Below are 12314 nucleotides of genomic sequence, written 5' to 3'. Positions count from 1 at the left end.
AAATGCGTTGCTATGCAGTACTGACAATCCGCTACGGCTTCTCTACGGTCATGTACAGCCGCAACCGTAGCCGATAGCCCGCCCTGAACGCATCACCCAAAGTGACCCGTTCAACCGGCAGGTGGTTGCTTTCCGTGATGGCCTGCAACAGCAGCGGACGATTCGGCAAACGGGCTTTCAGGACTTCGTTCACGTAATACGTTACGTTGAAGGTGTACTGCGCCTGCTGCTCCAGATCATTCGGATCGTAGCCGTAGTAGCCCACTACCGTACTGCTGCTGCCCTCCGCATCCGGCACGATACTCAGCGCTTCGTTTAGGCTGTTGGTCTGGTACAGCACAAGCCTTGATGGGGGCGCTGCGTTATCGCGCCGGTCCCGCTGAATGGGTTCAAGAATCAAATCCGCACGGTTTATGCCCCGGTACTGTTGTGTTAACACGAGCTGAGCCAGGCCCGGAATGTCGAGCCGGGTACGCAGCATCGCCCCGGCTGCAACGAAGGCAGTGTTCTGGGTAAATCGGCTGCTGACGGCATCCAGCCGGGTTCGCAGGCTGCTGAGCGCTGTGCCGCTCCGGTCGCCGGCTACCTGACTGAAATGAATCCCGGCCACGTCAAAGCGAATGGTATTCCGGGTTTGATTCAGATCCGTGTCGTGGTAATACAGCACCAACCCGGCTTCGGCGGATGAAATACCCAGCTTCAGCAGCAGGTTGGCCGACGGATCACAGACCAGCGCCAGCCCTTTCCAGTAGGCATCCAGAGTTTCTTCGTCGGTGATTGACCGATTACGCAGCTTATCGAAAAAATCCTGGCTGAGGGCGTCGGGCAACCGGATGCGTACCTGCCGGTTCCCGTACCGGGGCCACGGCCGGAAGGTTTTGGTCAGCAGGGGCGTCACTTCGTACGGAACTGTGCTGAGGTTCGAATACGTCCGGTCGCCGAGTTTGGCCTGGAGCTGGTGTACGTTGAGCGTCAGGCGCTGCGACGTATCACCGTAGGCCGTACCCATCGGCAGTACCAGTACCAACGAATCGAATCGGACTTGCTGCTGATCCGGCAACGTATGGGATGTATACCCCAGGGAAATAAAACCCTTGGCCGTCGTTTGGCCAGCCAGGGCATCGGCCCACCGACCAACCAGTACGCTACTGTCGGCCGAGGTTGTGAACGTATCGGCCAGCACGGTCGATGCCAGTACCGTAACCGAATCAACGAGCTGAACGTCGAGTTCGCGGGGCGTAACGATCTGCTGGCCAATGGTCCGATCGCCCGATTGACAGCCGGTCAGCAGGGCAGGCAAAAGGGTTAGCAGGAAATAAATTGAAAGGCGGGTCATGAATACAGTTGTTGAGAGGGGCTGTCAGACTCTGGCCGGGAAGCTGCGCAGCTGTCATGCCCTGCTCAGGCGACCGGACAGCATCCGGCCTGACAGCCCCGGATGAAAAGCATTAGCGAACCTCCTCGGGTCGGAGCGTCGGGGGAAATTCGCCCCGCTGCAGTTTGCTGAGTACGCGTTCGCCCACGCGCCGGGCATGGGCTTCGTCTGTGAACCGCTGCTGACCGGGCAGACCAGGTACGATCGGCTGGTAGATCAGGGGGGTTGCTCCCTGACGGATTTCGTATCCCCACCCGGAGTCCGCCTGAAACACCCGCAGCTCATAGTGCGGGTGCCGGCCAAACAGCCAGTAGGCCCCGAGCAGCATGGCCCACAGGCCGAGTACCAGCCAGGTGCTCAGGGGGCGGTTCATGGCTTTAGTCATCACTATCGCGTTCCTTGTTGGGGTCGAACTCCCACAGATCATCCAGCCGCCCGGTTCCTACGCTTCCGGTTGTTACGTAGCCTTTTCCGTTGATGGCAAACCCAACGGCATACGTCCGCCCACTGCCTTCAAAATCGCCCCGGTCGTCGCTCCACGAATCGCTCGCCGGATCATATTCCCACACCGTATTGTTGCCGTCGCCGAGCAGTACGTAGCCTTTTGACCCAATGGTAAACGCCACCCCGTAGCTGCGTGCCACGGTTTCTTCATCGTCAAATTCGTCTTTCTCAACCCACGTATCCTGCGCCGGGTCATAAGCCCAGACATCCTTCTGGTTTATGCCATTGTTGTTGCCTCCGACCACGTAGCCCAGCCCATCGAGAACAAACGCTACTGCCCCCAGGCGTTTGGGGCCGGAGTAGCTGGCCACGCGCTGCCACTGGTCGGCAGCGGGATCGTAGGCGTAAAAATCCTTGAGGTAATTGCCGTCGAAGCCTGTACCAACGTAGCCTTTGTTGCCAATGGTGAACGCCACGGCATTCCGGCGGGCCGACCCCGCGTAGTCGGCAATCTTCCGCCAGGCGTTCGTTGCGGGGTCGTATTCATAAAAGTCTTTGAGCCGGTCGCTGTTGTTGTCGAGGCCGGTGCCGACGTAGCCTTTGTTGCCAACCGCAAACCCAACGGCTGCGAAGCGGGGGGTTCCGGCATAATCGGCAATCTGGGTCCAGGTATTGCGGGCCGCGTCGTATCCCCAGAAATCGGTCAGGCGTTCGTTGTCGGCGTTGGTACCGGTACCGACATAGGCCATGTTGTTGATCACGAAACCAGCAGCCGCCTGCCGGGCAACACCTTCAAAATCAGACCGACGACGCCAGTCGCCCACCACCGCTACGTCATCGGAATCACTACAACCGATAAGCCAGCCACTGGCGAGGGTGAGCATACCGGCCACCAGTCGGGACCATAACGTACTGCGAGTCGAAAAGCAATGTATCATGAGAACGGTTATGTGTTTTTTGGAGGGGAGTCCCATTCAGCCGGGAAGGGTTGGACTGGACGCCTGTTAATAAATGTTAAGCGTGAAAAGAGGCTCAGTTGGCCGGAATGAGCCGATACGTGTACTGGACCGTGATGGCTTTATTATCGGCATCGGTTTCCTCGGAGGTGAACGAAAAGTCGAAGTTGGTATCCGACAGGGTCAGGATAGAGAAATCGCTCTGCCCGTCCAGGCGCAGGGTAGACTCCTGATCAACGAGTTCCCAGTCACCCTGGAAGCTTGTTGAATCGTTCAGGAACGTATACGAACCACTGCTTTCGAAATTAAACCGGTACGCCGACAGATCAGCGTCATTGGCCGTTCCGCCCTTCTGGTAGTACGTGTAAGTCAGGTTGCTGTAGCTATACTGCGCGCTTTGCACCTGCCAGTTTCGGCTCAGCAACTGGCCCCTCGCTGCGGGCTGCGGTTCGTCCGTACCAGAGCAGCCGGCCAGCGTAAGCAGACAGAGGGTGGTCATCACCAGCAGGCGCTGGACGGGGGTGAGGTAATGGAGTTGACTCATGGCGATTTCGAATAGGTTTCGCCAATGCTAACGCTACGGTTCAGGCGTTCAGCCGCCCTCTGCTACGTTCGTGCCTTTTCCGGCGAAGAACAGCCTGAGTTCGGCGACGTGTCTAAGCAGCAGAGGGTGTGACGTCAAGTTCGGAACCGGCCGTCACACCCTCTGGCAATCCAGCTGGGTAATCTCATGATTTTTCGGCCCAGAAGACCCCCAGGCAAGCCACCATGGTGGCAAAATTCTGAAGCTGAGCGCGTAGTAAAGACGTGGAGCGGGACAGGTGGTATTCGATCGTTTTTTCGGAAAGGCCGAGTTGAGCGGCAATCTCCCGGGTGGTCATCCGCTCGAATCGGTTCAGCAGAAACACCTCCCGGGTTTTGTCGGGAAGCTGGGCCAGGGCCTGGTTAAGCGACTCGGAAAGCTCCCGGTACTGAACAACCGATGTCGTCTGGTGCGACTGCGACTCGGTGGGCAGCGCCTGAAGAACGTATTCGGCGTATTGATCGCTTTGCAGTTGCATCCGGACATGATCGATGATCCGGTTCCGGAGCGACGTCGTAAGGTAAGCCTTCAGTGAATCGACGCGAAGGGTTTCGCGCTTCTGCCAGAGTGTCAAAAACAGTTCCTGCACCAGATCCTGCGCCAGTTCACTGTCGCGGAGCTTGCGGCAGGCTATCACGTACAAATCGTACCAGTGCCGGTCATACAGCGTCTTAAACGCCTGCTCATCGTCGTGTCGAAGCCGGCCGGTCAGTATCTCATCGCTCAGCTCTTGCCCTAACATAGTCGCAAAATTCGGTTTGTACGGCAAACCAACGTCAGGAATGCTGTTAAGGTTTTGTGAAACTGAGGCAATAGTCCGTCTAGTCAGGTTTGCGGTCCGCTGAATCCGGGGCCTGGTTTCACATCCCGGTACACCTGCGTCAGGTCGGTGTTATGCACCAGCCGGACGGCCCAGTCCGGCCCCGTGTGGCGGCAGATAAGCTGAATAACGCCGTTTCGCAGGGGAATCAGTTGTCCGGCCGGTGTTGAACTGTTTTCGACCTGCCATTCCCCCGTCACGATAACCAGTCCTTCGGTCAGCGACCGGATGTAAAGATTGGTGAGCGACAGGACGGCCTGTTTGTTTACTACGGCGAACGGATACCGGTGCTGTTCAATGATCTCGCTGCGGTTCGTTGCCACCTGCCCGACCACATCGATAAACTCCGCATCGTCGGTGAAGACGGTACCGAACAGCGCCGGATCCTTGGCATTCCACGTATCGACAAATCGCTCCAGCAGTGCCGTAACGGCCTGCGTCTGGTCTTCCGGTAAGGTTGAGTTGATAGTCATGCGTGTTGATTAGATTGGTTTTGATTAATAAGCCAATATGGGCTTTTGCCGTACGTACTGATCGGACAAAATCTGCTGAATGATAAAGTCAGCTACATCAGCCCGGCTAATCTGGGAACCGCCTTCGGGCGAATACGGTACGCTAACCCGATAGCGCCCCGTAGCCGGTCCATTGGTCAACGTAGTCGGTCGGACACAGACCCAGTTAATGTCTGTTGTAGAATCAAGTTGTTGCTCAAATCGGCGCATGTCGTCGTACAGATTACGCAGCAACCAACGACCAATGAATCGGTAAAACCAGCTTTTCAGAATGGTGGGATCATCGTCCTGCACCCCACCCGACGTAATGGCGATCAATTTTTGAACCCCGGTTTGCCGCATGGTTTCCAGAATCATTCGGCCTCCATCCGAAAAAAGAGTGGTCTTCGCCAGGCTCTTGCCCGTCCCTAAGGCCGAAATGACAATATCCGCACCGGCGAGGTGTTTAGAAAAGGTTTCCGGTCGCATCACATCCCCGGGCACAACTGTAACAGATGCTCTCGTAGGCTGAACGGCTTCCGGCCGACGAGCCAGGACCGTTACGTCATACTTTTTCTCAACCAGTTTTTGCAGCAGCAACTGCCCGGTCGGTCCAGTCGCCCCAAAAAGAAATACTCGCATAACTCCTGTCTTATTACGGGTACAAAAGTGCACCAGACAGAAGCTTACAGGCTAGGACTAAGCCGGAGACTATCCGGACAAATCCTGCATACTACGCCGATAGTCAGAGGGCGTCTGTCCCGTGACTTTCCTAAACAGTCGCCCAAAGTACGAGGGGTCCTGTACATTCAGGCTGTAGGCAATGGTCGCAATGTCGGTAGTCGTATTCTGAAGCTGTACCCGGGCATACAGCACCAGCGTTTCGAGCAGAATAGTTTTAGGCACTTTACCCGTCGCGGTTTTCACACAGCGGAACAAATAATTTTCCGAAATAGCCAGCGCATCAGCGTAAAAGGCCAGGTCTTTGCGCTGGATGCAGTGCATGTAAACCAGTTGTTTAAACTGGGTAGCGAGCTGTTCTTCCCGACTCATCCACGTATTCTCCAACGTGGCCTTGGGAAGTAGTTTGATGACCAGTCCCGCCAGCAGATGCAAAGCTGCGTCAGTGAGTGCCCCATGCGCCTGTTCGTCAGCCAGCAGATGGCACAGACCAGAACACCAGGCAATATCACCGGCTGTCAGGGGCAGAACGGCCGGAAGGGCCAGCCACTGCTGTAACTGAATCGGGCTCAGAAGACGCTCGAGAACAATAGGATCGAACCCGATGAAAAAGCCGGCCACGGGCGACTGAATAGCCTGAATGGCCGTAATTGTTCCGGCACGAACCAGCAGCAGTCGCTGTGCATCAATTTTTACCTCATCCAGGTTGTGCAATTGACGGCCTTCGCCCTGCGTCAGAAAAACCAAATAAGTATAGGTGGTTCGGTAGAGCAGCGTAGGCACAACCAGCCGAGAGGCCACCTGCTCGACCCGAACGATCTGGAAATAGTCTGGCCGACTTACTTCCTCGAACGGTTGTCGGATGTAAGCCTTTTGAAAAGCCGTAGGATCGATCAGGCGGGGCGTTGTCTCCATCGGTGCAAAACAAAAGCAGTTCGACAATGAAAGATAACTAATATATTCGCTTCTACCGTACCTTTCGCGGTAGTTACCTGCCTATGAAAACCCGATTACTACCTGTATTGACCTTGTTCGTCGGCCTGGGCGCCACGGCTCAAACCTTACCCGTACTTGACCAGAATCCCACCCAGCTGCGCTGGTATCGGGTGTCTACCCCCCACTTTCGCATTCTGTATCCCGACGGATTCGACAGCGTAGCCCAACGGACGGCCCGGCGACTGGAAGGGCTCTACGAACCGGTCAGTGCTTCGCTGGAACGGCGTCCCCGCCGGATTTCAGTTCTGCTCCAGAACCAGACAACGGTCAGCAACGGCTTCGTGAGTTTGCTGCCCCGCCGGTCGGAGTTCTTTGCCGTACAGCCCCAGAATCCCGGTCTGGCCGGCACCCTCGACTGGCTCGACCTGCTGGCCGTCCACGAATACCGGCATGTGGTTCAGAACGACAAAGCCCTGCAGGGATACGGCCGGTTGCTGTACACCCTGTTCGGGAACGTAGGGCTTAACTTCCCGCTGCTGACCGTTCCGGACTGGTTTGCCGAAGGCGACGCCGTCAGCACCGAAACCCTGCTGACGCCCGGTGGCCGCGGCCGAATTCCCTATTTCAACCTGAATCTGCGCGCAAATCTCCTGGCTGGTCGACGGTTCGGCTACCCCAAAGCGGTTTGTGGCTCGTTTATCGACAACGTAGCAAACCACTATGAATTAGGCTATTACCTGACGACGTATCTGAAACGAACGTACGGCCCCGACGCCTGGAGCCGGGTTCTGAACCGCAACTACCGGCACTTCCCCTGGCCGTTTACGTTCTCAGGCAGCATTCGTAAGGAAACGGGGCTTCGTGTGGAGCAACTCTACCAGAAGACGATGGACGACCTGACCGAAACCTGGCAGAAACAGCAGGAAGGTCTTCAAATCACTCCGGCCAGCGGTTTTCCGATTCAGAAACCCGAGTGGGCCGGTCGGCAGTCGGCAAAGTCGGGTCCGGTATTCACAAACTATCAGCACCCGCAGTACCTGACCGATTCGACCGTGCTGTGCGTGAAAAGTGGGTTCGGCGATACGCCCCGGCTGGTCAGGCTGGACAAAAACGGGCGGGAGAAAACCGTATTTGTGCAGGGGTTTCCCAACGACCCGGGTATTCTGTCGGCGACGCCCACCAAAGCCTGCTGGATTGAATTTGGCTACGATCCGCGCTGGGGCCAGCGGGTGTATTCCAACATCCGGCTGCTCGATCTGACCACCGGCCAGCTTACGCGCCAAACCCACCGCACGCGGTACACGGCAGCGGCCCTGTCGCCCGATGCCAAAAAACTGGTTGTGGTCGACAATACCGACGAATACCAGATTCGGCTGCTGGTGCTGGACGCGACCAACGGTGCTATCCTGAAAACCCTTTCAAACCCCGGCAACGAACTGTATATCCACCCCCGCTGGCGCGATGACCGGACCGTAGTGGCCGTTGCTCTGAAAGATGGACAGAAAACGATTGAGCTGATCGATACAGAAACCGACGCCCGTACCGACCTGCTCCCCCGCGCCAACGAAAACCTGAGCCATCCGCAGCCCTGGGGTAACTACGTCCTGTACAACTCCCCGCGATCGGGTATCGACAACGTCTACGCCGTCGACACGCAGACCAAAGCGGTGTTTCAGGTTACGTCGCGCCCCCTGGCGGCTTATCACGCGGCCGTTTCGCCCGGGGGCAACCGGCTGGCGTTTGAGGACTTCTCGGCCACTGGGTACCGGATCATGGACATGCCGCTTGACCCGACAACCTGGCAACCAGCCCGCACCGTCGACAACCGGACGGTGCGTTATTTCGGGCCGCTGGTGCAGCAGGAACCGGGTGTGGCCGAAGCCCGACAGGTACTGAACGACTCAAACGCGACCGCCAGACCGTACCCGGCCAGCCGCTTCAGCCGACTGGCCAACGCCATCAACATTTACAGCTGGGGGCCTTTGCTCAGTTCCAATGGGCAGGCGTTGTCGGTGAGTCTCAGTTCGCAGGATTTACTGAGCACAACCCAACTCTCGGTCGGGTACAACTACAACCAGGCCGAGCGCGTAGGCGCCTTCTTCGCGAATCTCAGCTACCAGGGCCTCTACCCGATCCTCGACGTCAGTTTTCAGCGGGGCAACCGGAATACGGCGCTCTACGTCGACCGGGTTATTCCCGCCGACAGCCTGCGTTCTGACCGCTGGCAATACAACCAGCTAACGGCTGGTTTTCGCATCCCGCTCCAACTAACGAACTCGAAGTACATCCAGAGCATGAGCCTGTCGGCGTATTACAACTACCTGCAGGTCAGTGATTATGAGCTGCCGTTCCGGTACATTACCGAGGTTGGCTCCGCGGGATCGCTGAGTGCCCTGACCTATGGCTTTTCGTACTCCCGGCTGCTGCGGCAAAGTAAACGCGACGTAGCGCCCCGCTGGGGACAAACCCTCTCGGTCTCGCTACGAAACACGCCGTTTGGTGGCCGACTCACCGGCGAGCAGTGGAGCGTACAGGGCAATCTGTTTTTTCCAGGCCTGGGAAAGCATCATTCGTTGCGGCTGCGGGGCGGCTACCAGCAGCAGGCACAGGGCACGTATCGGTTCAGCCCTACCATCTTCTATCCCCGCGGCCAGATTTATGTCAGCGACGACAAGATTACGGCGGGGAGTGCGGAATACCGGCTGCCGCTGGCGGATGTACACTGGTCGCTGGGGCGCTGGCTGTACATTCAACGGATCAAAACCGCCGGCTTTTTCGATACGGCCGACGGGCAAAGCCGCCTGGAGGTGCGGGATGTATTCGGGCGGCTGCGTGGCTATGAAACGGTACGGCGGTCGTATCAGAGCGCCGGGGTAGACCTGACGTTTGTGTTCAACGCGCTCCGGCTGCGTGTCCCGTTTGAACTGGGCGTCCGGACGATTTACAACGTAAACACCGGCCAGATCCTGCCCCAGTTGCTGGTTGTGGATATTGGGATTTAGAAAGGAGGAAAGGGAGGAGAGGAGAAAGGGGAGTCAGAAATTCCTTTCCTCCCTTTCTCCTCTCCTCCCTTTTTACGCCTTATAAAACACCCACTTCGACAGTTCCTTGTACGTAACTTTTTTGCCGTACATCAGGATACCGACGCGGTAGATGCGGGCCGCGAGCCAGGTGGTTCCGGCGAAGCCAATCGCCAGCAAGAACATGGATAAGGCCAGCTCCCAGCCCGGTACGCCAAACGGCACCCGCACCATCATGATCACCGGCGAGGTGAACGGAATCATAGACGTCCAGAACGCCAGCGCCCCATCGGGTTCGCGGATGACGAACTGCGCCACGGCAATAGCACCGATGATGGGGAGCGTGATCGGAAACATAAACTGCTGCGTTTCCGTCTCGTTGTCGACGGCCGCGCCGATAGCCCCAAACAGGGCACTGTAGAGCAGGTATCCCCCCAGGAAATAGAACAGGAAGCAGGCCACAATCAGCGGAATGTTCAGGGTCTCGATGGCCCGCAATACGTTGTTCATGACCCCCTGCTGCGCCTGTCTGACCTCGGGCGCAGCAGCCGCCCCCTGGCCAGCCGCAGCCGACGTCTGCATGGCCGCCCGACCCCGGTCTACCTTGTCGCCAAACACCTGTCCGCCAACGGTAAACAGCCCGACCGTCAGCAGAATCCAGAGCATGAACTGCGTCAGGCCAACCAGCGCCACGCCGATGATTTTACCCATCATGAGCTGGAATGGTTTCACCGACGAGATGATCACTTCGACGATCCGGTTGGTTTTTTCTTCCATAACGCCCCGCATCACCTGCGTACCGTAGATAAACACCGAGATGTAAATCAGAAAGGCACATACGTACCCGATAATCGACGTAGCAATGGCGCTGCTGTTCTGCTCACCTGAATCGCGCAGGCTGAAGGTCTGTGCATCGACATTGACCTTGGCATCTTCGATGATTTTGCGCGTAATCCCGGCCTGATTGAGCTTGATGGTTTCGATCTCCTTCGAAATAGCCCGTTCGATATTGTTCTGCAAATCAAGACTCACGCTTTTCTCGGCAAAAATCTGCACCGTTTTGGGCTGCTCAATTACATTCGTCGGAATGAACACCAGGGCATCGTAGCCACTTTTGGCAAACTGTTTCTTGGCCTGGGCCAGCGGTTGCTTCAGGTAGGAATAGGTCGTCTCTTTTGTGTCTTTAAACTGGTTGGCAAATCGCCCGCTCTCATCAATAACCGCTACTTTTTTCTGGTTGATGGAACTGATGGCCGCCCAGCCGATCACAGCGTAGAATGCAAAGATCAGCAGTGGGCCGAGGATTGTCATGATCACAAACGACCGTTTGCGAACCCGCACGAGGTACTCGCGCTTGATAATGAGGAAAATTGTGTTCATGGGGGTTTTAATGAGTTGTTGAATGATTGACGGGTTGAATGACTGAATTGGGCTGTCGATTCAATCATTCAACCAGTCAATCATTCAATCATTGGTTGCGCCGACGGCTTTGATAAAAATGTCATTCATGCTGGGGATGTTCTCGCCAAACGAGCGGACAGCCACGCGGTCGATCAGGTGGCGGATCAGGTCGTTGACAGCCGCGTCGGGCGGAATCTGGATGTCGGCCCGCAGGAAGCCATCGTCGATGGGTTTGGTACTCAGCACCGAGAAGGCCGACGGCAGGTCGCTGAGAGCGCCCTGGTACTCCACGTGGTAGGTGTGCGTTTTGAACTGCTCCTTAATTGCCCGTTTCGGACCGTCGAGCACCTTGTGCGACCGGTTGATGAGCGCAATGTGGTCGCACAGTTCCTCAACCGACTCCATACGGTGCGTTGAGAAGATAATGGTGCTACCCTTGTCGCGCAGCTCCAGAATCTCGTCCTTGATCAGGTTGGCGTTGATGGGGTCGAAGCCCGAGAACGGCTCATCCAGAATGATCAGGTCCGGCTCATGCATGACCGTAGCGACAAACTGCACCTTTTGCTGCATCCCCTTGGAGAGGTCCTCAATGTGCTTGTTCCACCACGTCTTGATGTCGAACTTGACAAACCAGATCTTAAGCTTCTCCATGGCCTCTTTTTCACTCAGCCCTTTGAGCTGCGCCAGGTAGAGCAGTTGCTCGCCCACCTTCATCTTTTTGTAGAGACCGCGCTCTTCGGGCAGATAGCCAATGTGCCGGATGTGGTTGGGGTTCAGGTGTTCACCCATTAGAAACACTTCGCCTTCATCGGGGGCCGTGATCTGGTTGATGATGCGGATGAGCGACGTTTTGCCGGCACCATTCGGTCCGAGCAGACCGAAGATGCTGCCCTTCGGGACGACAAGACTCACGTCGTCCAGGGCGCGGTGCTCGGCATACTGTTTGACAATGTGGCGGGTTTCGAGAATGTTCATTCGTTTAGGTTTAGACTGGAAGGCTTGATAACCACATCAAACCAAACCATTCGAGTGGATTCAGACAACAAGTTACGGACAAGCTGCTGATTGTCGGTATGGATGGTCATAAAAAAGCCACGGCTATGCGGCCGTGGCAACATTTTGTGTTTTAGGCCGCTCACCGGTAATAGCTACGTACCTGGAACAGCAGCAGCAGAAACAGCAGCCCAAACAGCACCCCGATGATGCTGATCGACAACAGGCTGCCCAGAATACTGAGCAATTCGGCGTAGTAACTGAACACCCAGCCCGACCGCGTACGGTTGAACAGACCCGGCAAGGCAAGGGCCCGCAGCACAACGCCGATCAATGAGAAAACCATAACCACAGTGTAGAAAAAGCCCGTACCAAGGCCACCCAAAAATGATACGGGCATAAACGCAGCTCCAATGCCCAGGAAAGCCAGGATAGCAGGCAGTGAAATAAGCAGCAGTACCAGCGACACGATGGGCCAGTACTTAACAAATCCTTCCCGGAAATTGACCGGAAACTGGAACGGCGCTTTGGTAGTAAAATAAGGAGCCAGTTCAGACTCCAGAACGGCGGGCTGTGCCATGTTCATGAGGGTTTAGTGCGAAACGACGTAGAGT

General features: G+C 56.5%; 12 protein-coding genes. 1 reads left to right on the top strand and 11 read right to left on the bottom strand.

Translation table 11 applies throughout. From position 1 onward, the window contains the following. Positions 1-31 precede the first annotated feature (31 nt). From DYU11_RS19495 to DYU11_RS19460, 8 genes are all read right to left on the bottom strand, one after another. Positions 32-1336 carry a DUF4270 family protein gene (locus DYU11_RS19495; RefSeq protein ID WP_119669375.1) on the bottom strand — a complete coding sequence of 435 codons (1305 nt, stop codon included), beginning with the start codon at positions 1334-1336 and terminating at the stop codon, positions 32-34. 112 nt (positions 1337-1448) lie between these two features. Next, the gene (locus DYU11_RS19490) at positions 1449-1748 is read right to left on the bottom strand and encodes a DUF4907 domain-containing protein (protein ID WP_158600317.1); all 300 of its coding nucleotides are present in this window, start codon (positions 1746-1748) and stop codon (positions 1449-1451) included. A gap of 4 nt (positions 1749-1752) precedes the next feature. Further along, a complete protein-coding gene (locus DYU11_RS19485) occupies positions 1753-2757 on the bottom strand; it encodes a Kelch repeat-containing protein (RefSeq protein ID WP_119669373.1) in 1005 nt (334 codons plus the stop codon). A 94-nt stretch (positions 2758-2851) separates the two neighbouring features. After that, positions 2852-3319 (bottom strand): hypothetical protein, encoded by a 468-nt coding sequence (locus DYU11_RS19480; RefSeq protein ID WP_119669372.1) that lies wholly within the window; start codon positions 3317-3319, stop codon positions 2852-2854. A 184-nt stretch (positions 3320-3503) separates the two neighbouring features. Beyond that, a complete protein-coding gene (locus DYU11_RS19475) occupies positions 3504-4100 on the bottom strand; it encodes an RNA polymerase sigma-70 factor (protein WP_119669371.1) in 597 nt (198 codons plus the stop codon). An 83-nt stretch (positions 4101-4183) separates the two neighbouring features. Then, the gene (locus tag DYU11_RS19470; RefSeq protein ID WP_119669370.1) at positions 4184-4651 is read right to left on the bottom strand and encodes a YybH family protein; all 468 of its coding nucleotides are present in this window, start codon (positions 4649-4651) and stop codon (positions 4184-4186) included. A gap of 24 nt (positions 4652-4675) precedes the next feature. Beyond that, entirely contained in the window at positions 4676-5311 is a 636-nt protein-coding gene (locus tag DYU11_RS19465) for an NAD(P)-dependent oxidoreductase (RefSeq protein ID WP_119669369.1), read from the bottom strand. Positions 5312-5380: 69 nt separating this feature from the next. Next, positions 5381-6265, bottom strand: coding sequence for a helix-turn-helix domain-containing protein (locus DYU11_RS19460; RefSeq protein WP_119669368.1), 885 nt, complete (start codon positions 6263-6265; stop codon positions 5381-5383). An 83-nt stretch (positions 6266-6348) separates the two neighbouring features. Here DYU11_RS19460 and DYU11_RS19455 point away from each other — a divergent pair, with 83 nt between their 5' ends. Beyond that, positions 6349-9288: a hypothetical protein gene (locus tag DYU11_RS19455; RefSeq protein ID WP_119669367.1), complete on the top strand. Its 2940-nt coding sequence runs from the start codon at positions 6349-6351 to the stop codon at positions 9286-9288. Between the two features lie 72 nt (positions 9289-9360). Here the strand turns inward: DYU11_RS19455 and DYU11_RS19450 are convergent, their stop codons facing one another. The 3 genes from DYU11_RS19450 to DYU11_RS19440 form a co-directional block, all read right to left on the bottom strand. Continuing rightward, entirely contained in the window at positions 9361-10686 is a 1326-nt protein-coding gene (locus DYU11_RS19450; RefSeq protein WP_119669366.1) for an ABC transporter permease, read from the bottom strand. Positions 10687-10770: 84 nt separating this feature from the next. Continuing rightward, complete coding sequence (locus DYU11_RS19445) at positions 10771-11682, bottom strand: ABC transporter ATP-binding protein (protein ID WP_119669365.1); 912 nt, start codon at positions 11680-11682, stop codon at positions 10771-10773. A gap of 160 nt (positions 11683-11842) precedes the next feature. Next, positions 11843-12280, bottom strand: coding sequence for a chromate transporter (locus DYU11_RS19440; RefSeq protein WP_119669465.1), 438 nt, complete (start codon positions 12278-12280; stop codon positions 11843-11845). Positions 12281-12314: the final 34 nt, after the last annotated feature.

Origin of the sequence: Fibrisoma montanum (assembly GCF_003583365.1) — a bacterium.
Lineage (GTDB): Bacteria > Bacteroidota > Bacteroidia > Cytophagales > Spirosomataceae > Fibrisoma > Fibrisoma montanum.
This window is presented reverse-complemented; position numbering and strand designations above follow the sequence as displayed.

What these genes read in the sequence shown, in the direction of transcription:
- DYU11_RS19490 (WP_158600317.1), bottom strand. Translation starts at nt 1,748, where the DNA reads ATGAACCGCCCCCTGAGCACCTGGCTGGTACTCGGCCTGTGGGCCATG.
- DYU11_RS19470 (WP_119669370.1), bottom strand. Translation starts at nt 4,651, where the DNA reads ATGACTATCAACTCAACCTTACCGGAAGACCAGACGCAGGCCGTTACG.
- DYU11_RS19445 (WP_119669365.1), bottom strand. Translation starts at nt 11,682, where the DNA reads ATGAACATTCTCGAAACCCGCCACATTGTCAAACAGTATGCCGAGCAC.
- DYU11_RS19450 (WP_119669366.1), bottom strand. Translation starts at nt 10,686, where the DNA reads ATGAACACAATTTTCCTCATTATCAAGCGCGAGTACCTCGTGCGGGTT.
- DYU11_RS19495 (WP_119669375.1), bottom strand. Translation starts at nt 1,336, where the DNA reads ATGACCCGCCTTTCAATTTATTTCCTGCTAACCCTTTTGCCTGCCCTG.
- DYU11_RS19460 (WP_119669368.1), bottom strand. Translation starts at nt 6,265, where the DNA reads ATGGAGACAACGCCCCGCCTGATCGATCCTACGGCTTTTCAAAAGGCT.
- DYU11_RS19455 (WP_119669367.1), top strand. Translation starts at nt 6,349, where the DNA reads ATGAAAACCCGATTACTACCTGTATTGACCTTGTTCGTCGGCCTGGGC.
- DYU11_RS19485 (WP_119669373.1), bottom strand. Translation starts at nt 2,757, where the DNA reads ATGATACATTGCTTTTCGACTCGCAGTACGTTATGGTCCCGACTGGTG.
- DYU11_RS19465 (WP_119669369.1), bottom strand. Translation starts at nt 5,311, where the DNA reads ATGCGAGTATTTCTTTTTGGGGCGACTGGACCGACCGGGCAGTTGCTG.
- DYU11_RS19480 (WP_119669372.1), bottom strand. Translation starts at nt 3,319, where the DNA reads ATGAGTCAACTCCATTACCTCACCCCCGTCCAGCGCCTGCTGGTGATG.
- DYU11_RS19475 (WP_119669371.1), bottom strand. Translation starts at nt 4,100, where the DNA reads ATGTTAGGGCAAGAGCTGAGCGATGAGATACTGACCGGCCGGCTTCGA.
- DYU11_RS19440 (WP_119669465.1), bottom strand. Translation starts at nt 12,280, where the DNA reads ATGGCACAGCCCGCCGTTCTGGAGTCTGAACTGGCTCCTTATTTTACT.